The sequence below is a fragment of the Bradyrhizobium sp. 956_D2_N1_4 genome, from assembly GCF_052076025.1.
Lineage (GTDB): Bacteria > Pseudomonadota > Alphaproteobacteria > Rhizobiales > Xanthobacteraceae > Bradyrhizobium > Bradyrhizobium barranii.
Genome location: NZ_CP197237.1, coordinates 7,786,107 through 7,808,840, shown reverse-complemented (window position 1 = coordinate 7,808,840; position 22,734 = coordinate 7,786,107). Strand labels below are relative to the sequence as shown.

20 protein-coding genes and 1 tRNA gene are annotated in these 22,734 nt (G+C 65.6%); 7 read left to right on the top strand and 14 right to left on the bottom strand.

Annotated elements, in window-relative coordinates; translation table 11 throughout:
* The first annotated feature begins 58 nt into the window (after nt 1-58).
* The 4 genes from AB7535_RS36895 to trxA all read left to right on the top strand — a co-directional run bounded on the left by AB7535_RS36895 (nt 59) and on the right by trxA (nt 8,062).
* The gene (locus AB7535_RS36895; protein ID WP_304492178.1) at nt 59-781 is read left to right on the top strand and encodes a nucleotidyltransferase family protein; all 723 of its coding nucleotides are present in this window, start codon (nt 59-61) and stop codon (nt 779-781) included.
* Nucleotides 782-1,024: 243 nt separating this feature from the next.
* Nucleotides 1,025-4,171 (top strand): double-strand break repair protein AddB, encoded by a 3,147-nt coding sequence (addB, locus tag AB7535_RS36890; RefSeq protein ID WP_354113231.1) that lies wholly within the window; start codon nt 1,025-1,027, stop codon nt 4,169-4,171.
* Nucleotides 4,165-7,674 (top strand): double-strand break repair helicase AddA, encoded by a 3,510-nt coding sequence (addA, locus tag AB7535_RS36885; protein ID WP_354113230.1) that lies wholly within the window; start codon nt 4,165-4,167, stop codon nt 7,672-7,674. Before addB ends, addA begins: the two co-directional genes overlap by 7 nt.
* Before the next feature lie 67 nt (nt 7,675-7,741).
* A complete protein-coding gene (gene trxA / locus AB7535_RS36880; protein WP_007598398.1) occupies nt 7,742-8,062 on the top strand; it encodes a thioredoxin in 321 nt (106 codons plus the stop codon).
* 74 nt (nt 8,063-8,136) lie between these two features.
* Here the strand turns inward: trxA and AB7535_RS36875 are convergent, their stop codons facing one another.
* The 13 genes from AB7535_RS36875 to aroA all read right to left on the bottom strand — a co-directional run bounded on the left by AB7535_RS36875 (nt 8,137) and on the right by aroA (nt 20,966).
* Nucleotides 8,137-8,565, bottom strand: a complete 429-nt coding sequence (locus AB7535_RS36875) for an SRPBCC family protein (protein ID WP_354113229.1) — start codon at nt 8,563-8,565, stop codon at nt 8,137-8,139.
* Between the two features lie 80 nt (nt 8,566-8,645).
* A complete protein-coding gene (locus tag AB7535_RS36870) occupies nt 8,646-9,386 on the bottom strand; it encodes a metallophosphoesterase family protein (RefSeq protein ID WP_354113228.1) in 741 nt (246 codons plus the stop codon).
* Nucleotides 9,387-9,549: 163 nt separating this feature from the next.
* A complete protein-coding gene (locus AB7535_RS36865) occupies nt 9,550-10,893 on the bottom strand; it encodes a bifunctional folylpolyglutamate synthase/dihydrofolate synthase (RefSeq protein WP_354113227.1) in 1,344 nt (447 codons plus the stop codon).
* Nucleotides 10,890-11,831, bottom strand: a complete 942-nt coding sequence (gene accD / locus AB7535_RS36860) for an acetyl-CoA carboxylase, carboxyltransferase subunit beta (RefSeq protein WP_028149802.1) — start codon at nt 11,829-11,831, stop codon at nt 10,890-10,892. The genes AB7535_RS36865 and accD overlap by 4 nt, the downstream gene beginning before the upstream one ends.
* A 112-nt stretch (nt 11,832-11,943) precedes the next feature.
* On the bottom strand, nt 11,944-12,780 hold the full coding sequence (gene trpA / locus AB7535_RS36855) for a tryptophan synthase subunit alpha (RefSeq protein ID WP_354113226.1): 837 nt from the start codon (nt 12,778-12,780) through the stop codon (nt 11,944-11,946).
* On the bottom strand, nt 12,777-13,994 hold the full coding sequence (gene trpB / locus AB7535_RS36850; protein WP_028149800.1) for a tryptophan synthase subunit beta: 1,218 nt from the start codon (nt 13,992-13,994) through the stop codon (nt 12,777-12,779). The genes trpA and trpB overlap by 4 nt, the downstream gene beginning before the upstream one ends.
* A complete protein-coding gene (locus AB7535_RS36845; protein ID WP_135214039.1) occupies nt 13,991-14,662 on the bottom strand; it encodes a phosphoribosylanthranilate isomerase in 672 nt (223 codons plus the stop codon). The genes trpB and AB7535_RS36845 overlap by 4 nt, the downstream gene beginning before the upstream one ends.
* 66 nt (nt 14,663-14,728) lie before the next feature.
* A complete protein-coding gene (locus AB7535_RS36840) occupies nt 14,729-15,121 on the bottom strand; it encodes a lipopolysaccharide assembly protein LapA domain-containing protein (protein ID WP_071917042.1) in 393 nt (130 codons plus the stop codon).
* Between the two features lie 71 nt (nt 15,122-15,192).
* Nucleotides 15,193-15,498 (bottom strand): integration host factor subunit beta, encoded by a 306-nt coding sequence (locus AB7535_RS36835; RefSeq protein WP_007598410.1) that lies wholly within the window; start codon nt 15,496-15,498, stop codon nt 15,193-15,195.
* 171 nt (nt 15,499-15,669) lie between these two features.
* Nucleotides 15,670-16,650, bottom strand: a complete 981-nt coding sequence (gene sppA / locus AB7535_RS36830; protein ID WP_354113225.1) for a signal peptide peptidase SppA — start codon at nt 16,648-16,650, stop codon at nt 15,670-15,672.
* A gap of 373 nt (nt 16,651-17,023) precedes the next feature.
* Complete coding sequence (gene rpsA, locus AB7535_RS36825; RefSeq protein ID WP_063980172.1) at nt 17,024-18,727, bottom strand: 30S ribosomal protein S1; 1,704 nt, start codon at nt 18,725-18,727, stop codon at nt 17,024-17,026.
* A gap of 266 nt (nt 18,728-18,993) precedes the next feature.
* Complete coding sequence (gene cmk / locus AB7535_RS36820; protein ID WP_028149796.1) at nt 18,994-19,632, bottom strand: (d)CMP kinase; 639 nt, start codon at nt 19,630-19,632, stop codon at nt 18,994-18,996.
* Nucleotides 19,629-20,966, bottom strand: coding sequence for a 3-phosphoshikimate 1-carboxyvinyltransferase (gene aroA / locus AB7535_RS36815; protein WP_354113224.1), 1,338 nt, complete (start codon nt 20,964-20,966; stop codon nt 19,629-19,631). The genes cmk and aroA overlap by 4 nt, the downstream gene beginning before the upstream one ends.
* A 170-nt stretch (nt 20,967-21,136) precedes the next feature.
* On the opposite strand from aroA, the gene AB7535_RS36810 reads away from it, so the two are divergent.
* From AB7535_RS36810 to AB7535_RS36800, 3 genes are all read left to right on the top strand, one after another.
* Nucleotides 21,137-21,544, top strand: coding sequence for a TIGR02300 family protein (locus tag AB7535_RS36810; protein ID WP_063980175.1), 408 nt, complete (start codon nt 21,137-21,139; stop codon nt 21,542-21,544).
* A 96-nt stretch (nt 21,545-21,640) separates the two neighbouring features.
* A tRNA-Ala gene (locus AB7535_RS36805) sits at nt 21,641-21,716 on the top strand.
* Between the two features lie 145 nt (nt 21,717-21,861).
* Nucleotides 21,862-22,098 (top strand): GIY-YIG nuclease family protein, encoded by a 237-nt coding sequence (locus tag AB7535_RS36800; protein ID WP_166063842.1) that lies wholly within the window; start codon nt 21,862-21,864, stop codon nt 22,096-22,098.
* Nucleotides 22,099-22,145: 47 nt separating this feature from the next.
* On the opposite strand, the gene AB7535_RS36795 is transcribed toward AB7535_RS36800, so the two are convergent.
* A complete protein-coding gene (locus AB7535_RS36795) occupies nt 22,146-22,604 on the bottom strand; it encodes a MarR family winged helix-turn-helix transcriptional regulator (RefSeq protein ID WP_166063841.1) in 459 nt (152 codons plus the stop codon).
* Between the last annotated feature and the right edge of the window lie 130 nt (nt 22,605-22,734).

Genomic DNA, 22,734 nt, shown 5'->3' with positions numbered 1-22,734 from the left:
AACTTCAAAAGTTCTCAAGTCCAGGATTCCGGGAAAGACGAGTCTGAGAAAGCGAACGATGTCCGTCAAACCGACCAAAGCCATGGTGCTCGCTGCGGGGTTCGGGCTGCGCATGCGTCCGTTGACGGAGAAGATGCCGAAGCCGCTCGTGCCGGTGGCCGGCCAGCCGCTGCTGGACCATGTGCTCGACAAGCTCGGCGACGCCGGCGTGACCGAGGCGATCGTCAATGTGCACTATCTGCCGGACCAGATCATCAACCACACCGCATCCCGCCAGCATCCGCGCGTGACCATCTCGGACGAGCGCGACCAGGTGCTCGGCACCGGCGGTGGCGTGGTCAAGGCGCTGCCGCTGCTCGGCGACGCGCCGTTCTTCCATGTCAATTCCGACACGCTGTGGATCGACGGCGTGCGCTCGAACCTGGCGCGGCTTGCGGAAAACTTCGACCCTGAGCGCATGGACATCCTGCTCTTGATGGCGCCGACCGCGACCAGCATCGGCTATAGCGGCCGCGGCGATTACGGCATGCTGCCCGACGGCGCCCTGCGCAAGCGCAAGGAAAAAGAGGTCGTTCCGTTCGTCTATGCCGGCGCGGCGATCCTGTCGCCCTCGATCTTCGCCAACGCACCGCAGGGCGAGTTCTCGCTGACCAGGATGTTCGACCGCGCCAACGAGCAGGAGCGGCTGTTCGGCCTCCGCCTCGACGGCGTCTGGATGCATGTCGGCACGCCCGATGCCGTGCATGCGGCGGAAGAGGCGTTTCTGGAGAGCGTGGCGTAAGCCGCCTTCGTGTCCCGGACGCGGTGCGGCGCGAAGTGCCGCTCCGCAGAGCCGGGACCCAGCAAGCTCACAGATTCGACCAAGCAGCATAGGCCCCGGCTCAGCAACGCGTCATTTCATGCCGCGTTGCGTCCGGGGCACGAGAGCGGTGTAAAGCGAACAGCGGGGACTATCTCCCCTCCACCCATATCCATTTGAATCCGCCTCCCTATATTGGCGCCTGATTCCCGAATCAGGCAGCCCATGCGCGTTTTCAGCGTTCCCATCTCAGTTCCGTTCCTGCGCACGGTCGTCTCGAGCCTGCTCGACGGCCGGCTGGTCGACGGATTCGAGGCGCGCAAGGAACCGGCGCGGCTCGCGGATGCCACGCTGTACCTGCCGACAAGGCGCGCCATGCGCGTCGTGCGCGAGATCTTTCTCGAGGAGATGAAGGCAGATGCGGTGGTGCTGCCGCGCATCGTCGCGCTCGGCGACATCGACGAGGACGAACTCGCTTTCGCCGACGAGGGCGAGCAGTTCTCTGGCGGAGCGCCGCTCGACATTCCGCCACGGCTTGGCGAGCTCGAACGGCGGCTGACGCTGGCGCAGCTCGTGGCCGCCTGGGCCAAAGGCCCGGTGCTGTCCCCGCTGGTGGTCGGCGGCCCCGCCTCGACGCTCGCGCTGGCCGGCGACCTCGCACGCCTGATCGACGACATGGTGACGCGCGGCGTCGACTGGAGCGCGCTCGACGGCCTCGTGCCCGACATGCTCGACCGCTACTGGCAGCACTCGCTCGAATTTTTGCGGATCGCGCGCATCGCGTGGCCCGGTCATCTCGCGGAGATCAACCGGATCGAGCCCGCGGCACGGCGCGATCTCCTCATCGCGGCGGAAGCGAAGCGGCTGACCGCGCATCCCCATGGTCCGGTGATCGCCGCCGGCTCGACCGGCTCGATGCCGGCCACCGCAAAATTCCTGCATGCGGTCGCATCGCTGCCGCATGGTGCCGTGGTGCTGCCCGGCCTCGATACCGACCTCGACGACGACGCCTGGCGCAGCATCGGCGGCGTGCGCGATTCGCTCGGCAAGTTCGCCGAGCATCCGGCGTCGAACCATCCGCAATATGCGATGCATGCACTGCTGGAGCGCTTTGGCATCAGGCGCGGCGATGTCGAGCTGCTTCAACCGGCAGCGGACGGCGGCCGCGATCTGCTCGCCTCCGAATCGATGCGGCCATCTGCCAAGACGGAAGTCTGGCACGACCGGCTGAAGCAACCGGATGTCGCAGCGAAGATCGCCGGCGGCATGTCAAACCTCGCGGTGGTCGAGGCGCCCAATCCCGAAATGGAGGCCCTCGCGATCGCCATTGCGATGCGCGAGGCGCGGCATCTCGACAAATCGGCGGCACTGGTGACGCCGGACCGCGCGCTGGCGCGGCGGGTGATGGCCGCGCTCACGCGATGGGATCTCGCCTTCGACGATTCCGGCGGCGACGTGCTGATGGAAACGTCGGCCGGCGTTTTTGCGCGTCTGGCATCGGAAGCGGCGACCAAGGGATTGGAGCCGCCGACGCTATTGGCGATGCTGAAGCATCCGTTGTGCCGGCTTGGCCGGCTGCCTGGCGCATGGAAGGCGGCGATCGAGGGCCTCGAGCTTGCGGTCTTGCGCGGCACGCGGCCGCCTGCGGGCACCGCGGGCCTGCTGCGCGAATTCAATCGTTTCCGCGAGGAGCTGGCAAAGCTGTGGCGCAAGGAGGTCTCTGCGCTCCACCACGCGGAGCCACGTGCGCGTCTGAAGGCAGAGGACCTCGATCGCATCCAGGCGCTGATCGATGCCCTGCGACAAGCGTTGGCGCCGATCGAGAGTCTCGCGTCATCGAAACCGTACGACTTCGCCGAGCTCGCGCACCGGCACCGCGAGATCATGATCGAGCTGTCGCGCGACGAGCAGGACATCCCGCTCGCCTTCGAGGAGCGCGAGGGCCTGGCGCTCGCAGCCGCCTTTGACGACCTCCTGCGCGGCGGCACCACCAGCGGATTGATGGTGGCGCTGCCTGACTATGCCGACGTCTTCCAGACCGCGTTCAGCGACCGGGCCGTGCGGCGGCGGGACAGACCCGGCGCGCGGCTGCAGATCTACGGCCCGCTGGAATCGCGCCTGATGCAGGCCGACCGGATCATCATCGGCGGCCTGATCGAAGGCGTCTGGCCGCCGGCGCCGCGCATCGATCCCTGGCTCAGCCGGCCGATGCGGCACGAGCTTGGCCTCGATCTGCCGGAACGCCGCATCGGCCTCTCCGCACACGACTTCGCGCAACTGCTCGGCGGCGACGAGGTGATCCTCACCCATTCCGCCAAGGCCGGCGGCGCACCGGCGGTCGCCTCGCGCTTCCTGCACCGGTTAGAGGCGGTCGCAGGCGACGAGCTCTGGAAGACGGCGATTCGCGCCGGCGAGAAATACGTGCAGTTCGCGGGCGCGCTGGATCAGCCCGCCGAGGTCAGGCCGGTCAAGCAGCCCGAACCGCGGCCGCCGCGCGCGACGCGACCGCTGAAGATGTCGGTCACCGCGATCGAGGACTGGCTGCGTGATCCCTACACGATCTACGCAAAGCACATTTTGCGGCTCGATGCGCTCGACCCCGTCGACATGCCGCTGTCGGCCGCCGACCGCGGCTCGGCGATTCACGATGCGCTCGGCGAGTTCACGGAAAGCTACGCCACGCGCCTGCCCGACGATCCCGCGCGCGTGCTGCGCGCGATCGGCGAAAAGTATTTTGCGCCGCTGATGGAGCGCCCCGAAGCGCGCGCGCTGTGGTGGCCGCGTTTCCAGCGCATCGCGCGCTGGTTTGGCGAATGGGAGACGGCACGCCGCGACGTGATCGAGGTCATCACGGCAGAAACGCGTGGCGAGATCTCGATCCGGCTCGACCACGACCGCAGCTTCCAGCTCTCCGCCCGCGCCGACCGCATCGAGCGGCGCCAGGGCGGCAGCTATGCCATCCTCGACTACAAGACCGGGCAGCCGCCGACCGGCAAGCAGGTCCGCATGGGCCTGTCGCCGCAGCTGACGCTGGAAGCGGCGATCCTGCGCGAGGGCGGATTCCCTGACATCGACGCGGGTTCGTCCGTCAGCCAGCTCGTCTATGTGCGCCTGAGCGGCAACAATCCGCCCGGCGAGGAGCGCATCCTCGAGCTCAAGTATAGGCAAGGCGACGAACCGCAGCCGCCGGATACGGCCGCCGCCGAAGCACGGGCCAAGCTGGAGGCGCTGATCCGTGCCTTCGACGACGAGAATCAGGCGTACACCTCGCTGAACCTGCCGATGTGGACCAACCGCTACGGCACTTATGACGACCTCGCCCGCATCAAGGAATGGTCCGCGGCCGGCGGCCTGGGGATCGAGGAATGGTGAAGCTGCCGCGTCCCATTCCCGACGAAGTGCGTGCGCGGCAGGCGCGCGCGTCCGATCCGACAGCGTCGGCCTTCGTGTCGGCCAATGCCGGCTCGGGCAAGACCCATGTGCTGGTGCAGCGCGTGATCCGCCTGCTGCTGTCGGGCGTGCCGCCGGAAAAGATCCTCTGCATCACCTTCACCAAGGCCGCCGCCGCCAACATGGCCGAACGCGTGTTCACGACGCTCGGCCATTGGGTGACGCTGGACGACAACGCGCTCGACGCGGCGATTAAGGCGGTCGGCATTCCACATCCCGATCGAAAAATACGCCGCGAAGCGCGAAAGCTGTTTGCCTGCGCGCTGGAGACGCCGGGCGGACTGAAGGTGCAGACCATCCACGCGTTGTGCACCCGCCTGCTCCAGCAGTTTCCGTTCGAGGCCAACGTACCGGCGCGCTTTGCCGTGATCGACGAGCGCGACCAGACCGACATGATGGAGCGCGCCAATCTGAAGGTGCTGCTCGAGGCCGCGCGCGATCCGGAGACCGTCACCGGCCGCGCGCTGCTCACCGCGATGGCCAGCGCCGCCGACGTCACTTTCAAGGAGGTCGTGCGCGAGGCCTGTCTCAGCCGCGACCATTTCATGGCCTGGACCGACGAGGCCGGCAACGCAGAGGCTGCCGCTGCGCAATTGGCGTCGGTGCTGGGCGTTGATGCGAGCGATCGGATCGAGGACGTCGAAACGGAGATTCTCGACGGTCCATTCCTGCCGCGGTCGCGCTGGGACGACATCGCCTTCGCGCTGGATGACGGCACCTCTTCCGACAAGAGCCAGGCCGCTCGTTTCCGCGAGGCCAAGGTGTTTTCCGGCGCGGCACAGGTCGATGCCTATCTCGGCGTCTTCCTCACCGACGAAAAGCTGCCGCGCAAGGCGGTGCTGACGAAGAAGTTTGGCGATCACAACCCATCCGTCGCCCGCCTGTTCGAGAACGAGGGGCAGCGCCTCGGCGGATTGATCGAGAAGCGCCGCGCGGTGACCATGCGTGACCGCACCGCGGCCCTGCTGCACATCGCGACCGCGGCCGCCGCAAACTACCGCCGTGAGAAGCAGGAGCGCGGGCTGCTCGACTACGACGACCTCATCGACAAGACGCTGGCGATGCTGAACCGCGTCTCCTCGGGCTGGGTGCATTACAAGCTCGACCGCGGCGTCGATCACGTCCTGATCGACGAGGCCCAGGATACGAGCCCGCGGCAGTGGGACATCGTCGCGCATATCATTTCCGAGTTCACCGCCGGCGAAGGCGCACGCGAGGGGCTGAACCGTACCGTCTTTGCCGTCGGCGACGAAAAGCAGTCGATCTTCTCCTTTCAGGGTGCCCAGCCCCGAGAATTCGACGCACGCCGGCGCGAGCTGCACCGCAAGTTCACCGCCGCCGGGCTGAAATTCGATCCGGTCGCCTTCACCTATTCGTTCCGCTCGGGCGCGGCGATCCTGCACTCGGTCGACCACGTCTTCCGCGAGCCCCAGATCTACAAGAGCATCCATTCGGTCGAGATCGGCCATCCCCTGCACAATGCGCTCGCCGATGCGGGCCCGAGCGTGATCGAGCTGTGGGATCTCGCCGAGCCCGATGACAGGCAGGAGATCGAGGGCTGGCGCGCGCCGTTCGATGGCGTCGCCGCCACCAGCCCCGAGGTGAAGCTCGCCCGCCGCATCCAGACCGAGATCAAGCAACTGGTCGAGAGCGGCACGCTGACGGGACACGAAGGCGAGCGCCGGCCCTTGCGTTACGGCGACATGCTGATCCTGGTGCGTCGGCGCGGCAACGCGTTCGACGCCGTGATCCAGGCGCTGAAGCACGCCAATGTTCCGGTCGCCGGCGCCGACCGGCTGAAGCTGACCGAGCACATCGCGATCATCGACCTGATGAATCTCGCGGACGCGCTGCTGCTGCCGCAGGACGATCTCGCGCTCGCGGTTGCGCTGAAGAGCCCTCTGTTCGGGCTCGATGACGACGACCTGTTTCAGCTCGCCTGGGGCCGCAAGGGGTCGCTGCGCCGCGCGCTTGCCGAACATGCCGCCACAAGCGAGACGTTCGCCACGGCGCTGCGGCGGCTTGAAGCCTGCGAAGCGCGGTCGCGCGACGAGACTCCGTTCACCTTCTACGCCTGGCTGCTCGGCGGCGACGGCGGACGCGCGCGGATCCTGCGCCGGCTCGGCCATGAGGCTAACGACGCGATCGACGAGTTCCTGGAGCTGGCGCTGAACTACGAGCGCAAGGCACCGGCCTCCCTGCAGGGTTTCATGGCCTGGCTGCGCTCGGCCGACACCGAGGTCAAGCGCGACATGGAGATCTCGCGCGACGAGGTGCGGGTGATGACGGTGCACGGCGCCAAGGGCCTGGAAGCCTCCGTTGTGTTCATGGTCGACACGACATCATCGCCCGCGGATTCGCAGCGGGTCCGGCTGATCCACGTGCCGCGCGGCAATGGCGGCGAGGTCGTGGTCTGGGCCGGGCGCAAGGCCGATGATCCCAAGCCCGTCGCCGACGCACGCAAGGCGATGATCGAGGAGACCGAGGACGAGTATCGCCGCCTGCTCTATGTCGCGATGACGCGCGCGGCCGATCGGCTGATCGTCGGCGGCTGCATGCCCGGCAACATGAAGACGGTGCGCAAGCTGAGCTGGTACGACCTCATCGACACCGGGCTCACCGGCTCGGGCCTGGACAAGCAGACGATCGAGACGCCGCTCGGCAAGGTGACCCGATTCGCCCGGCCGGCGGATGTCGCGGCGCTGGGCACGCCTGCGATGTCGGTGGACCAATCGATCGCATTGCCGGACTGGCTGCGGACGCCGTTACCGCACGAGAGCGTCGATGACGATCCAGTGCGCCCCTCCGGCCAGTCGGCCGAGGACGGCCGTAGCGTGCGGTCAGGCGAATCGGTGCAGTCGCGCGCGGTGGCGCTGCAGCGCGGCACGCTGGTGCACCGGCTGCTGCAATCCCTCCCCGACATCGCCCCCGAGCGCCGGCGCGAGGCCGCGCTTGGCTTCATGGCGCGCAACGCGCCCGGCTGGACGGAGGCCGACCGGACCGCGCTGGCCGACAAGGTTCTCGCCCTGATCGCCGAACCACGCTTTGCCCCGGTGTTTGCCGCCGGCAGCCGTGCCGAGGTCTCGATCGTCGGCCGATTGGACCGGCCGGGGCGGCCGCCAGCGCTGGTGTCGGGGCAGATTGACCGGCTGGTCGTCCGTCCGGACGAGGTTTTGATCGTCGATTTCAAGACCAACCAGGCGGCGCCCAAGAGCGCCGCGGAGGCGCCCGCCGCCTATGTCCGGCAGCTTGCGCTGTACCGGGCGGTGCTGGCGCGGCTTTATGCCCAAAAGCCGATCAGGGCCGTCCTGCTCTGGACCGAGGCCCTTGAATATATGGAGATTTCAGCCCCCGCGCTGGACGCGGCGCTGGCATCCCTTCATCTCAGTGCGAGCGTCCTTGACCCGGCAAGGGGCCGTTCATAGGTTGACGGCATGATCCCGGGCGCGATTCCCATGCGCGCCGATTCTTTCAACCGAGTGAGGTACTCCCATGGCCGTTGGCAAGGTTTCCGACACCGATTTCGAAGCCGAAGTGCTCAAGGCGAACGGCCCCGTGGTCGTCGATTTCTGGGCCGAATGGTGCGGCCCCTGCCGCATGATCGCACCTGCGCTTGACGAGATCGCCGGCGCGATGGGCGACAAGGTCAAGATCGTGAAGCTCAACGTCGACGAGAGCCCGAAGACCGCGTCGAAATACGGCGTGATGTCGATCCCGACGCTGATGATCTTCAAGGGCGGCGAGATGGCCTCCCGCCAGGTTGGTGCCGCGCCGAAGGCGAAGCTTCAGCAGTGGATCACCTCCGCGGTCTGATCCGCGGCGCGTGTCACTGAGAATTCTTCAACGGCCGGCAACACGCCGGCCGTTTTATTTTTGCTCGACGGCAATCATGCCGATCTCGTTTCGGCGAGTTTGGCGAGACTGGCGAGAACATCGGGAAAGTCCGACGCGACGGCGGGACCGATCTCGGACGCTTGCGGCCCTCGCGCGTCGACGGCGTAAACGATGCGCGTGCGTCCTGCCCCAAGGGATTCGATGCGATGGGCGACCTTGATGACGAGATCGCCGACCCGCGTTTCGTCGATGAAGCACGCGTTCTCGCGGACCTCGATCAGCTGCGAGCGCAGCGCCTCCTCGCCGGGAGGCTTCATCGTGAACCAGGTCCCGGCCGCAAATGGCCCGTCAATGTCGATCTGCTCGATACCTGCGTTCCAGGTTTTCCAACCGGGCACATCGCGGAAGATGCTCCAGATCGTCTGCGGGGCTGCCGATGTCTCGACCGCGTATTCGCCCCGCCAGACATTGTCGTCGTTCATCGCACGCTGCCCTCTTTAATATGTACGGTCATAATACGCGCGCTTATTAAGGAGTCGAGGCAACCCGGGACGAAGCGCCTCTATCCGATCCACCCCGTCGCCAATGCATTCGCCAGCTCCGGCTGGCCATTGCGGCGCGCGAGTGCAGCCATCGCCTCGTGGTCATATGCGATGTGCCGGAACGTCACCTGCCATGCACTCCCGACAAGCTCGAGGATCGCGTAGCGCGCGTGCGGCGTGGCGGCTTCGACGACATGCGGGAATGGATGCACGTCGCGATAGCCGGGGCTGCCGACGCTGCCGGGATTGACGATCATCCGGCCGTCGCGCAACCGCACCGCGCGGGCAAGATGGGTGTGGGCGCAGAGGATCAGCGATTGCGTGATGCCTTGCGCGAACTGCTCGATGCGGTCGAGCGGCGATAGCGCAACGGTGCCGTCGGGATGCACGGTGTCGAGCCAATAGACCTCGTCGTCATCGGGCGTCGCGTGGCAGAGGAAGACCTGCTCGCGAAACACCCGCGTCATCGGCTGCGCGCGCAGCCAGTCGAGTTGCTCGGCGTTGAGCGCTGCATGGGCCGGACGGTCCCACGAGCCCATCTTTTCCGGCGGGCGGTCGAGCAGGTAGCGGTCGTGATTGCCGAGCACGTGCACGGCGTCGAGCTGCATCAGGATCTCGATGGTTCGTCGCGCATCGAGCGGGCCGCTCAGCATGTCGCCGAGATTGACGATGTCGGCGATGCCCTGCGCGCGGATGTCGGCAAGCACCGCCTCCAGCGCGAGATGGTTTCCGTGGACGTCGGCAATCGCGGCAAAACGCATTGGCATTCTCATCACTCTCGTGCCCCGGACGCAGCGCAGCGCTTCCCTCGCGATGCGAAGCATCGTCGAGTGCGGTGCGCTGCAGAGCCGGGGCCCATGTGGCCTCTGGGTCCCGGCTCTGCGCAGCAACGCTTACGCGTTGCAGCGCGTCCGGGACAAGAGACTATGCAGGAGGCGTGCCGTTGATGCCCAGCACATGGCCGGCAAGATAAAGCGAGCCGGTGATCAGGATGCGCGGCGGCACCTCGTAGGCGAGCTTCGCCAAGCCGCGCAGCGCGGCTTCGATGCCGGGCACGGTCTCGACGCGCATGCCGAGGCTGCGCGCCGCATCCGCGAGGCGGTCGACCGGCATCGCATTCTCGGTGTCGGGAATCGGCACCGCGATGATATGACGGGTCAGGCCGGCGAAATTGGCGAGAAATGCTCGCGCGTCCTTGTTGGCCATCATGCCCGCGATCACGACCAGCGGCCGCGATACCCGCTCCTCGAGATCGCCGAGCGCGGCTGCCGCGACGCGCCCGCCTTCGGCATTGTGGCCGCCGTCGAGCCAGATCTCCGAGCCCTGCGGTCCGAGCGCGAGCAGCTCGCCCGAGGTGATGCGCTGCATCCGCGCCGGCCATTCGGCGCCGACGATGCCCGCCTCGAACGCCGCCTGGTTGACCTTGAAAGCCGGAATCGCGCGCAGCGTCGCGATCGCAAGGCCGGCATTGTCGAACTGGTGGCGGCCGAACAGGCGCGGCGCCGCCAGATCCATCAGGCCGCGCTCGTCGGAATAGACCAGGCGCCCGTGCTCGACATTGACGTGCCAGCTCTCGCCCGCGGCAAGCAGCGGCGCGCGCATGCGCTTCGCCTGCGCCTCGATCACGGCCATCGCCTCGCCCGTCTGCTCGGCGCAAATCACGGGCACGCCGCGCTTGATGATCGCCGCCTTCTCGCCGGCGATGGAGGTCAGCGTATCGCCGAGGAAATCCATGTGGTCCATGCTGATGGGCGTAATCACGCAGGCTGCCGGTGTGTCGACCACATTGGTCGAATCGAGCCGGCCGCCGAGGCCGACCTCAAGCAGCACGACATCGGCAGGGTTCTGCGCGAACAGATGGAAGGCAGCCGCGGTCTTCAGCTCGAACACGGTCGCGGCTTCGCCGGCATTGACCCGCTCGACCTCTTCAAGCGCCGCGCGCAACTCGTCGTCGCCGACGTGCACCCCGCCGCCGACGCGGCCGAGCCGGAAGCATTCGTTGATGCGGACGAGATAGGGCGAGGTGTAGGCATGGACACGCAGGCCGGCGGCCTCCAGCGTCGCGCGCAGATAAGCGAGCGTCGAGCCCTTGCCGTTGGTGCCGGCGATGTGAATCACCGGCGGCACCTTGCGTTCGGGGTGGTCGAGCCGCTCGAGCAGGCGGTGCATCCGCTCCAGCCCGAGATCGATACGCTTCTGATGCAGGGCCGACAGCCGCCCGATCAATTCACCGAGCGGCGGCTTTGCGCTGTCAGAGGACGCGTTCACGCGTGCGGCGCGGCCGGCGCCGTCTCGGCGGCCGAGACGATCTGCGCCGGACTGACGACCGGCTGCACCGATTTCGATGCGCCTTCCTGCGCCGGCGCCTTGGTCAGCAGGCGGCACAGCCGCGCCAGGGTCGGACGCAGTTCGTGACGATGCACGACCATGTCGACCATGCCGTGATCCTTCAGATATTCGGCACGCTGGAAGCCTTCTGGCAATTTCTCGCGGATGGTCTGCTCGATCACGCGCGCGCCGGCAAAGCCGATCAGCGCGCCGGGCTCGGCGATCTGCACGTCACCCAGCATCGCATAGGACGCGGTGACGCCGCCGGTGGTCGGGTTGGTCAGCACGACAATGTAGGGCTGTTTCGCCTCGCGCAGCATCTGCACCGCAACCGTCGTGCGCGGCATCTGCATCAGCGACAGGATGCCTTCCTGCATGCGCGCGCCGCCCGATGCGGCGAACACGATGAACGGCGACTTCTTCTCGACGGCGAGCTCCAGCCCGCGCACGATCGCTTCGCCCGCGGCCATGCCGAGCGAGCCGCCCATGAAATCGAAATCCTGCACGGCAACGACGACGGCGGCGCCTTCGAGCTTGCCGTAGCCGACCTTGATCGCGTCGTTCAGATTGGTGCGCGCGCGGGCATCCTTGATGCGGTCGACATACTTTTTCTCGTCACGGAACTTGAGCGGATCGGGCGTGACGTCGGGCAGCGCGACGTCGTACCAGGTCTCGTTGTCGAAGATCGACTTCAGACGTGCCACCGCGCCCATGCGCATGTGGTAGTTCGAGCCGGGGATGACGAACTGGTTGGCCTCGACGTCCTTGTAGAACACGAGCTGTCCGGAATCCGGGCACTTGATCCACAGATTCTCCGGCGTCTCCCGCCGCAGCATGTTGCGGATCTTCGGCCGGACCACATTGGTAAGCCAGTTCATGGTTTGCTCCGATGTGCGAGCCCCGCGGAGGGGCCGCCTGAAGGATATATGGCGGCCGGGCCTCTGCCCGGCAAGCCGCCGTGTTCGCCCGCCCCCAAAGCGGAATTATGGCCTATTCGGCCGCAGCTTTCGCGCCCTTGACACCTTGGGCCAGGGCCGCCGTCAGCTCGGCCACGGCGTTAACGGTTTTGGCGGTCGCGCGACCCTCGGCATCGAGGCTGTTCTTGAGTGCATCGACCAGTGCCGTGCCGACCACCGAACCATCGGCCTTCTCGGCAATGGCGCGCGCCGCCTCTGGCGTGCGGATGCCAAAACCAACGCAGATCGGCAGCTTGGTATGCCGCTTGATGCGCGCGACAGCTTCACCAACGGCGTTGGCGTCCGCCGCCGCTGCACCGGTGATGCCGGCGATAGAGACGTAATAGACAAAGCCTGATGTGTTCGCGAGCACCGCGGGCAGGCGCTTGTCGTCGGTGGTCGGGGTCGCGAGGCGAATGAAGTTCAGGCCCGCCTTCAGCGCGGGAATGCAGAGCTCGTCGTCTTCCTCCGGCGGCAAATCGACGATGATCAGGCCGTCAACGCCGGCCGTCTTGGCATCGGCCAAAAACTTGTCGACGCCGTAAATGTAGATCGGATTGTAATAGCCCATCAGCACCAGCGGCGTGACGTTGTCGCCCTTGCGGAAGTCGCGCACCAGTTCCAGCGTCTTCTTCAAGGTCATGCCATTCTTGAGCGCGCGCAGACCTGCAGCCTGAATCGAGGGACCATCGGCCATCGGATCGGTGAAGGGAATGCCGAGCTCGATGACGTCGGCGCCTGCCTTGGGCAGCGCCTTGACGATATCGAGCGACGTCGCGAGATCGGGATCGCCGGCCATCACATAGGTGACGAAGGCCGAGCGGCCCGCTTTCTTCAGCTCGGCGAAACGGGTGTCGATACGCGTGGTCACTTGCTCTTGCCCCTCAGGATGTCGCCGACCTGCGGGACGTCCTTGTCGCCGCGGCCGGAGAGATTGACGACCATCAGGTGATCTCTCGGCCGCTTCGGCGCGAGCTCCATCACTTTGGCGATGGCATGCGCGGGCTCGAGCGCGGGGATGATGCCTTCCAGCCGCGACAGCAATTGGAATGCTGCGAGCGCCTCGTCATCGGTCGCGGAGAGATAGTTGACGCGGCCGATCTCGTGCAGCCAGGAATGCTCGGGGCCGATGCCGGGATAGTCGAGGCCGGCGGAGATCGAATGCGCGTCCTGGATCTGGCCGTCCGCATCCATCAAGAGATAAGTGCGGTTGCCGTGCAGCACGCCGGGACGGCCGCCTGCGATCGAGGCCGCATGCAGTTGCGTGAGCCCATGGCCGGCGGCTTCGACGCCAAAGATTTCGACGGAGGGATCGTCGAGGAACGGATGAAACAGGCCCATCGCGTTCGAGCCGCCGCCGATGCAGGCGACCAGCGAATCCGGCAGGCGTCCCTCGACCTCCTGCATCTGCGTCTTGGTCTCGTTGCCGATGATCGACTGGAAGTCGCGCACCAGCGTCGGATAGGGATGCGGGCCCGCCACCGTGCCGATGCAATAGAACGTGTTGTGCACGTTGGTGACCCAGTCGCGCAGCGCCTCGTTCATGGCGTCCTTCAGCGTGCGCGTGCCCGACTGCACCGGGACCACGGTTGCGCCCAGCATCTCCATGCGGATGACGTTGGGCTGCTGCCGCTCGACGTCGACGGCGCCCATATAGACCACGCATTCGAGGCCGAAGCGCGCGCACAGCGTCGCGGTAGCAACGCCGTGCTGGCCGGCGCCGGTCTCGGCGATGATGCGCTTCTTGCCCATGCGCCGTGCCAGCATGATCTGGCCGAGCACGTTGTTCACCTTGTGCGAACCGGTGTGGTTGAGCTCTTCGCGCTTGAGGTAGATCTTGGCGCCGCCAAGATGCTCGGTGAGGCGCTCGGCGAAATAGAGCGGCGAAGGCCGGCCGACATAGTTCTTGAGATAGCCGTTCATCTCGGCCTGGAACGCCGGATCGGCCTTGGCCGCGGTGTAGGCCTTCTCCAGATCCAGGATCAGCGGCATCAGGGTTTCGGCGACGAAGCGGCCGCCGAAAATGCCGAAGTGCCCGCGCTCGTCGGGACCGCTGCGGTAGGAATTTGGTTTGGCGATGTTCATCGAACGCTCAACTCTTGACTTGCATCTTGGGTGGCGCGCGCGGCGCGAATGAAGGCCTTGATCATCTCGGGATCCTTGACGCCGGAGGCGCTCTCGACACCGGAGGAGACGTCGACGCCGCCGGCGCGCGTGACCCGAAGAGCCTCGGCGACGTTGTGGGCATCAAGTCCGCCCGAGACCATATACGGCAGCTTGAGTTCCAGGTTTTCGAGCAGATGCCAATCGAAGGCCGCGCCGAGTCCGCCGGGACGTGTCGCGTCCTTTGGCGCACGCGCGTCGAACAGGATGCGATCGGCAACCTCTGCGTAGCCAGGCAGCACGGCGAGATCGGCGGCGGTTGCGACCGGCACCGCTTTCATCACCGGACGGCCAAACCGCTGCTTGATGTCGCGCAGGCGCGCGACGCTCTCCTTGCCGTGGAGCTGAAGGATATCCGGCGACAACGCGTCCATGATGTTGTCGAGCGTGGCGTCATCGGCATCGACCGTGAGCGCGACCTTGAGCGCGCGCCGCTTCACCTGGCGGCCGAGGTCGCGGCCAAGCTCCAGAGAGACATGCCGCGGCGACGGCGGAAAGAACACGAACCCCACCATGTCTGCGCCGGCGTCGAGCGCTGTTTCGAGCGTCTCGCGCGTGGACAGGCCGCAGATTTTGACGAGCAGGGACATGGTCTCAAAGCAGGTGAAGGCCGCGGGTCTGCGGCCGGAAAACCGGGTTTTCGGTTGCGGCCGCTTCTACAACGTCGCGCGCTGCTTGTCTCGCCCGATGGGCCCGTAAAGGCCAACCCCGGAGGGAACGGGGAGGCGCTGGGGCTGGGGCTTCGCTGCGGCCGCCTGGGCCCGCAGATCGGCCAATTCGGTCCTGGCAGCCCGTGCCTCCGCATCATTCCGGCGCGCCGCGCGCCGCCAGCGCCGCTGGCCGAACCAGACAGCACAGCCGCCCGCGAGGACCCCGAGGGCCGCCACCAGGATGAGGAGCAGGAACAGCGGCAACGTCACCGAGAATGACGGGTCGTTCGTAATGAAGGGATCGAATGAGACCGTGACGAAATGCCGGTTGGCGACGGCAAAGGTCACCAGGATCAGGCCCAACGGAATCACGATCAGCGCGGTCAGGAACTTTCGCATCTCGCTTCGCTCGCCTTGAATCAAGCTTCCGGCCGCATCGCTCGCGACCGCGGAAAACCCTGACGCCGGTCTCAGTCTGGCGCGCCTGGATCCGGATGGTCGCGGTTCAGCCGTTCGCGCATTTCCTTGCCGGTTTTGAAGAACGGAACGCTCTTCTGATCGACGGGTACATGGGCGCCGGTGCGCGGATTGCGCCCTGCGCGCGCAGGGCGATGCTTGACCGAGAAGGCACCGAAGCCGCGCAACTCGACGCGATCACCGCGCGCGAGAGCCGCTACGATCTCTTCGAGAATCGCATTCACAATGTTCTCGACATCCCGCTGGTACAGATGCGGGTTGTGCTCGGCGATACGCTGAACAAGTTCGGATTTGATCATCGAGAGATAGGACCCGGAAGCGTGCGGATGACCATTTCCGTGAAAATACTGTGATCTGTCAAGACGCTAAATGAAGGTTGAGCGTCGGGAAAATGCGTGACAAATGCCGAAAAAGCGGGCTGCCCCGCCACCCGCCAGACGGGAAAAGCCTCTGAAGCTCGCCCGGTTCCATCAATTTGACGCTGCCGGCTGCCACAGGGCCAGCATTCCATCCATTCCAAGCCGATCGACGGCCTGCGCGACGCCGGTTTGCCCGATCTGATGCGCAATCGAGCCTAAACCAAGCGCTTCCAGCGTGACGACAGCAGCCGTTTTGAGGAACGGCAGATCGCCAAAGCGGGGCTGGAGCTTGTAATCGCGGACGGTGAGGCCCTTCTTGACGCCCTTCTGCTCGACCAGCCAGGTCACGGCGGTCTTCTCGTCGCCGAGCTGATCGATCAGCTTGAGATCGACCGCCTGGCGTCCGGTGAAGACGCGGCCATCGGCGACTTTTTCGAGCTGCGTGTCATCCATGCCACGCCGCTCCTTCACCAATCCCTTGAACCAGGCATAGGAATCCTTCACCAGCGCATCGAGCGCGGCGCGTGCCTCGGGGCTGGTCGGCTCAAAACCGTTCGGCGCGGCCTTCAGCGGCGAGGATTTGACCTCCTCGACCTTCACACCGACGGTCTTCAGCAGCTCCGTGACGTTGGGAAACTGGAACAGCACGCCGATCGAACCGACCAGCGAGCTCTGCTGGGCAATGATGTGGTCGCTTGCGATCGCGGTGATGTAACCGCCGGACGCGGCGAGGCCTTCGACCACGACGACAAGCGGCTTCTTCGCCTTCAGCCGCACAAGCGAGTCATAAAGCTGCTCGGAGCCGGCGGTGGTGCCACCCGGCGAGTTGATGTGAATGATGACGGCGGCGGCCTGCGAGTTCTCCAGTCGCTCCAGCGCCTGGGTGCGATCGGAGTCGCTGCGGATCAGGCCATCGATCTGGACCCGCGCGATCGAGCCGGCGGATGCGAACGTGCCGCGCGCACCGGGTGTTGCGATCAGCGCGAAGCCCGCAATCGCCGCGATCGCGATCAGCGCAGCCATCACGCGCCAGAACGTCAGCTTACGACGAATCCTGCGGCGATCGACGATGATGTCCGAATCGAGCGACATCGGAATATCTCCAAATGAAAGGCTGGGCGCGTTGTGCCGTCACAGCGTGACCATTGGCTTATCTGGATACATCAATTGCGGCGTAATTTGAAGAAAACAAGGCTGCGTGAGGCCGGGATGGTAGCCAAGCACTCAGATGTCATCCCCGCCTAGTGCGCAATTGCGCACGGGGCGCGGGGACCCATAACCACAAGAAGGAGTGTGACGCGAGGCGCCCACTCCGAGTCTTCGTCAAACCACTCCCTGTGGGTATGGGTCCCCGGATCGGCGCTCCGCTTCGCTGCGCTTGTCCGGGACGACAATGGTATGCTGCCGCAACAAAAAAGCCCCGGCTCGCGCCGGGGCTTTGATGGTTGCGAAACAGGCGTTTCGCTTACTTGTCGCGGTTCTTGAGCGCGGTGCCGAGGATGTCACCGAGCGTCGCCCCCGAATCGGAGGAGCCGTACTGCGCGATGGCTTCCTTCTCTTCGGCGACTTCGAGCGCCTTGATCGACACCTGGACCTTGCGGGCCTTCTTGTCGAACTGGATCACGCGGGCATCGACCTTCTCGCCGACGGCGAAGCGCTCGGCGCGCTGGTCGTTGCGGTCACGGGCGAGCTCCGAACGCTTGATGAAGGTCGAGAAGTCGGTACCGGTGATCTTCACCTCGATGCCGCTTTCCTTCACTTCGAGCACTTCGCAGGTCACGACCGCGCCCTTCTTGACATCGCCCGGCTCGGCGAAGGGGTCGCCTTCGAGCTGCTTGATGCCGAGCGAGATACGCTCCTTCTCGACGTCCACATCGAGCACCACGGCTTTCACCACGTCGCCCTTCTTGTAGTTGTCGATCACCTGCTCGCCCGGAAGCTTCCAGTCGAGGTCGGAGAGATGGACCATGCCGTCGACGTCGCCCTCGAGGCCCAGGAACAGACCGAACTCGGTCTTGTTCTTGACCTCGCCTTCGACCACCGAACCGGTCGGGTGACCTTCGACGAAGACCTCCCAGGGGTTGCGCATGGTCTGCTTGAGGCCGAGCGAGATGCGGCGCTTGACGGAATCGACTTCCAGCACCTGCACTTCGACTTCCTGCGAGGTCGAAACGATCTTGCCGGGGTGCATGTTCTTCTTGGTCCACGACATCTCGGAGACGTGGATCAGGCCTTCGATGCCCGGCTCGAGCTCGACGAACGCACCGTAGTCAGTGATGTTGGTGACGCGGCCGGTGAAGCGGGCACCCAGCGGGTACTTGGCTTCGATGCCCTGCCACGGATCGTCCAGCAGCTGCTTCATGCCCAGCGAGATGCGGTGCGTCTCGTGGTTGATCTTGATGATCTTGACCTTCACAGTCTGGCCGATCGAGAGCACCTCGGTCGGGTGGTTGACGCGGCGCCACGCGATGTCGGTGACGTGCAGCAGACCGTCGATACCGCCGAGATCAACGAACGCACCGTAATCAGTGATGTTCTTGACCACGCCGTCGATGACCTGACCCTCTTCGAGGTTCTGCACCAGCTCCTGACGCTGCTCGGCGCGGGTCTCTTCCAGCACCGTGCGGCGGGAGACGACGATATTGCCGCGGCGGCGATCCATCTTGAGGATCTGGAACGGCTGCGAGTTGTTCATCAGCGGCGCAACGTCGCGGATCGGACGGATGTCGACCTGCGAGCGCGGCAGGAAAGCCACGGCACCGTCGAGGTCGACGGTGAAGCCGCCCTTGACCTGGTTGAAGATGACGCCGTTGACCTTCTCGTTGTTCTGGAAGGCCTTCTCGAGCTTGCCCCAGCTCTCCTCGCGGCGCGCCTTGTCGCGCGACAGCACGGCTTCGCCGAGGGCGTTCTCGATGCGATCGAGGAACACTTCGACCTCGTCGCCGACCTTGATCTCGCTCTCACGGCCGGGGCCGGAAAATTCGCGCAGGGCGACGCGGCCCTCGGTCTTCAGGCCGACGTCGATGACGGCCATGTCTTTTTCAATTGCAACCACCTTGCCCTTGACGACGGAGCTCTCCTGCAGGTTGCCACCTGCGAAGGACTCGTCGAGCATCGCGGCGAAATCGTCGCGCGACGGGCTATAGGTATCAGCAGAAATCGAAGCCATTTGTTCTCCAGTTGCGGATGTCGTGCCGGCCGTTGGGTTCATGGGCGCATCGCACACGCAGTGTCGGAAGGTCCGCGAGACCTTCGAGCGACCGCTCGTTGCTCCGGCATGGAGGCGGAACAGCGGAGGCGGGCCGGCTGAAGCCCGCGCGTTCGATACGTGGAAATCTTGGTCCGGAGCCTGGATCGCGCCGGGCCCAAACAGGGGACCGGGGTTATCGACCTCAAAGAGCGGGAGCGGGCGCTTCCTCCAATGACGGCGGCGGCTTAACCCCGCGACCGGCCCGCTCGGACGGCCTCGATAATGTCGATGGCGGCCCGGACGCCGCCTTCTATATCCAGTTGGGAGTTATCTAGCAAGTAAGCATCCGGGGCCGGTTTCAAGGGCGCAATCGGCCGGTTCTTGTCGCGCTCGTCGCGCCGGATGATGTCAGCGAGCACTGCCGCCTCGTCCGCCTCCTCGCCCCTCGCCTTGGCCTCCATGGTCCGGCGGTGGGCGCGGACCCTGGGGTCGGCCACGACGAAGATCTTCACGTCGGCATGGGGGCAGATCACGGTTCCAATGTCCCGGCCGTCGAGCACGGCGCCGGGCGGATCGGCGGCGAATTGCCGCTGGAAATTGAGCAGGACCTCGCGAACCCTGGGGATCGCCGAGACGATCGAGGCGCCCTCGCCGGCCTCCTGGGTCTTCAGGGCGGGATTGCCGAACTTTTCGGGATCAAGCTCCAGCGCAGCCTGCACCGCAGCCGCCTCGTCCCGGAGATCATGACCGGATTCCATCACGGCGTAGGCCACCGCGCGATAAATGACGCCGGTATCGAGATGACGATAACCGTAATGATGGGCGAGCCGCTTGCCGAGCGTCCCCTTGCCCGAGGCCGCGGGCCCGTCGATGGCGATGATCATGAAAACTCGGCCCCAAGCGAACGCATCATCGGGATGAAGTCCGGGAAACTGGTGGCGATGAAGGCGGTGTCGTCGACGGTTACGGGCTGGTCGGAGGCGCAGCCCATCACCAGCGCGGACATCGCGATGCGATGATCCATGTGCGTGGCGACTGTCCCGCCGCCCGGGACGTGGCCGCGCCCCTCGACGATCAGATCGTCGCCGGAGACCTCGACCTTCACGCCGTTGACACGGAGCATGGCGGCGGTGGCCTCCAGGCGGTCGGACTCCTTGACGCGCAGCTCGTGCAGGCCGCGCATGATCGTCGTGCCCTCGGCGAAGGAAGCCGCCACCGCCAGCACCAGATATTCGTCGATCATCGAGGGCGCCCGTTCCGGCGGCACCTCGACGCCGCGCAGTTTCGACGCGCGCACGCGCAGCTGCGCCATCGGCTCGCCGGCATCGTCGCGGACTTGGCTTTCCTCGATCGAGGCGCCCATTTCGCGCAGCGTGGTGAACAGGCCGGTGCGCAGCGGATTGGTCATGACGTCGGACAGGAGGACATCCGAGCCTTCGACGATCAGCGCCGCGACGACCGGAAAGGCCGCCGAAGAGGGATCGGCGGGCACCACGACGGTGGCGCCATGCAACTCGGGCTGGCCAATGAGCGTGATGCGGCGGCCGTGCTGACCCTCCTGCGCGGAGGTGATGTCGGCGCCAAAGTGCTTCAGCATCAGCTCGGTATGGTCGCGGCTAGCCTCAGTCTCAATCACAGTGGTGGTGCCTGGCGCAGCCAGGCCCGCCAGCAGCACGGCCGATTTGATCTGGGCCGAGGCGACCGGGGTCTTGTAGGTGATCGGCAGCGGATCGCGCGCGCCCTGGACGGTCAGCGGCAGACGGCCGCCCTCGTCGCCGGACACCACTTTGGCGCCCATCTTCTCGAGCGGATCGAGGATCCGGCGCATGGGGCGGCTGCGCAGAGAGGCATCGCCGTCGAAAACCGCCGAAATCGGGCAGCCGGCGACGGCGCCCATGACGAGCCGGCAGCCGGTGCCGGAGTTGCCGAAATCAAGCGGCGCCCTGGGCTCGGCAAAGCCGGCGACGCCCACGCCGTTCACCTTCCAGGCGAAATCGCCGGTGCGCTCGACCCTGGCGCCCAGCGCCTGCATGGATTTGGCGGTGTTGAGGACGTCCTCGCCCTCGAGCAGGCCCGAAATCCGGGTCTCGCCGACCGCGAGCGCGCCCAGGATGAGGGCGCGGTGGGAGATCGACTTGTCCCCGGGGACCCGTACTTTCCCGGTCAGGGGACCGCTCGCGCGCGACTGAAGCGGCGTCGGCTTGTCGGAATCAGTCAAGTTTGTGTCCTTGGATAGGCCCGAAACGTCCCTGCGGGGCTCGCGGGGCAGGTACCACAAGGTCTGCCCGCCGTCACGGGCATGTCTTTCTCCCGTAATGCGCTATTGACAGCGGGCCGCCAACTAGCCAAGTGAAACACCGCTTTTCAGACATTCCCAGGATTCCTGCCGTGGCCAAGTCCGAACTCGGAACCAAACGTATTTGCCCGACCACGGGCAAGAAGTTCTATGACCTCAACAAGAATCCGGTGATCTCGCCCTATACCGGCGAAGTCGTCCCGATCGCGCCTGTGGCGCCGGCCCGCGCGACTCGCGGCGCCGAACCTCGCCACACGCCGGCTGCCGACACCACGCCGGAGCCGGCAGAAGTCGAAGAGGTCTCGCTCGAGGAGGCCGACGCCGAGGAAAACACCGGCAAGGTCAAGGCCGCGGTGCCCGAATCCGAGGACGACATCGAGGTCGACGAGACCATCGAGGACGATGACGACGATGATTCGACCTTTATCGCCGACGACGAAGAGGGCGATGAGGACGTCACGGACATCATTGGTGATGTCGGAGGTGATGAAGAGACTTGAGATCAGCCCTGATCTGTGAAAAAGGGTGCACCGCGCGAGTCACCAGGCTCGGCGGTCGGGAGTGATCCACCAGGATCCTCCCAACTGGAAGACTAAGGGGCCATAGCTCAGCTGGGAGAGCGCTTGCATGGCATGCAAGAGGTCGGCGGTTCGATCCCGCCTGGCTCCACCAGCCTTCGCTGGCTTCGCCAGCTTCGGCTCGGCAAGCCCTATCGTAGCGAAGGCTGCCGCGGCGTAGCCCGAAGGGCGAAGCCGGGCCTCGGCAAAAGCTGATCCTGAGAGATACTGTCCATCCACTGCGCAAGGCGGGGGATAGGATGAAGTACGTCTACATTCTCGAAAGCCTCGATTCCGGCCATTTCTACATCGGCATCACTGATGATCTGCGAGCCCGGCTCGCAAAGCACAACGCCGGCGAAGTGCCACATACATCAAAGTATGGCCCATGGCGCATCAAGACCTACATCGCTTTCAGCGATGAGGCTAAGGCTGTTGCGTTCGAGAAATATCTGAAATCAGCTTCGGGCCGCGCATTTGCAAAGAAGCGGCTTTGAGGAGAGAAACTCGCGGCGAGGTACGAGAGGATTGAGCTCGCCGCCCCCTACTCCCCGATCACCGCATTCAACCGATCCCGCAGCGCCACGATCTCGTCCTTCATCGCGACCAGTTCCGAGACCGAGCAATCCGACGCCGCCAGGATCGATTGCGGCACGGCGCGCGCTTTTTCCTTCAACGCGTGGCCCTGCGGGGTCAGCGCGATCAGCACCTGACGTTCGTCCTCGCGCGAGCGCGTGCGCCTGACGAGGTGGGCGGCCTCGAGGCGCTTGAGCAGCGGCGTCAGCGTGCCCGAATCCAGGAACAGCTTTTCGCCGATGTCCTTCACCGGCACGTCGTCGCGCTCCCACAGCACCAGCATCACCAGATATTGCGGATAGGTCAGGCTGAGCCGGTCGAGCAGCGGCTTGTAGACCCGGTTGAAGGCATGCGCGGCCGAATAGACCGCGAAGCAGATCTGATTGTCGAGGCGCTGCGGGTCCAGCGCCGATAGTTTCCGGGGCATCGAGAATCTCACGCGGTTTCCTCCATTCTGGGACCGGGCGGCCGTACATTCAATTGCGAACAATTAAATGTGAGGCATGCAAATTTCAATTGCGCGCAATCTAATTGTTTGCGATGCAGGTTCCACCCCA

Coding starts and splice junctions, on each gene's coding strand:
- AB7535_RS36895 (WP_304492178.1), top strand. CDS start 59: ATGTCCGTCAAACCGACCAAAGCCATGGTGCTCGCTGCGGGGTTCGGG.
- addB (WP_354113231.1), top strand. CDS start 1,025: ATGCGCGTTTTCAGCGTTCCCATCTCAGTTCCGTTCCTGCGCACGGTC.
- addA (WP_354113230.1), top strand. CDS start 4,165: ATGGTGAAGCTGCCGCGTCCCATTCCCGACGAAGTGCGTGCGCGGCAG.
- trxA (WP_007598398.1), top strand. CDS start 7,742: ATGGCCGTTGGCAAGGTTTCCGACACCGATTTCGAAGCCGAAGTGCTC.
- AB7535_RS36875 (WP_354113229.1), bottom strand. CDS start 8,565: ATGAACGACGACAATGTCTGGCGGGGCGAATACGCGGTCGAGACATCG.
- AB7535_RS36870 (WP_354113228.1), bottom strand. CDS start 9,386: ATGCGTTTTGCCGCGATTGCCGACGTCCACGGAAACCATCTCGCGCTG.
- accD (WP_028149802.1), bottom strand. CDS start 11,831: ATGAACTGGCTTACCAATGTGGTCCGGCCGAAGATCCGCAACATGCTG.
- trpB (WP_028149800.1), bottom strand. CDS start 13,994: ATGAACATCGCCAAACCAAATTCCTACCGCAGCGGTCCCGACGAGCGC.
- AB7535_RS36845 (WP_135214039.1), bottom strand. CDS start 14,662: ATGTCCCTGCTCGTCAAAATCTGCGGCCTGTCCACGCGCGAGACGCTC.
- AB7535_RS36840 (WP_071917042.1), bottom strand. CDS start 15,121: ATGCGAAAGTTCCTGACCGCGCTGATCGTGATTCCGTTGGGCCTGATC.
- AB7535_RS36835 (WP_007598410.1), bottom strand. CDS start 15,498: ATGATCAAATCCGAACTTGTTCAGCGTATCGCCGAGCACAACCCGCAT.
- sppA (WP_354113225.1), bottom strand. CDS start 16,650: ATGTCGCTCGATTCGGACATCATCGTCGATCGCCGCAGGATTCGTCGT.
- rpsA (WP_063980172.1), bottom strand. CDS start 18,727: ATGGCTTCGATTTCTGCTGATACCTATAGCCCGTCGCGCGACGATTTC.
- cmk (WP_028149796.1), bottom strand. CDS start 19,632: ATGATCATCGCCATCGACGGGCCCGCGGCCTCGGGCAAGGGGACGCTC.
- AB7535_RS36800 (WP_166063842.1), top strand. CDS start 21,862: ATGAAGTACGTCTACATTCTCGAAAGCCTCGATTCCGGCCATTTCTAC.
- AB7535_RS36795 (WP_166063841.1), bottom strand. CDS start 22,604: ATGCCCCGGAAACTATCGGCGCTGGACCCGCAGCGCCTCGACAATCAG.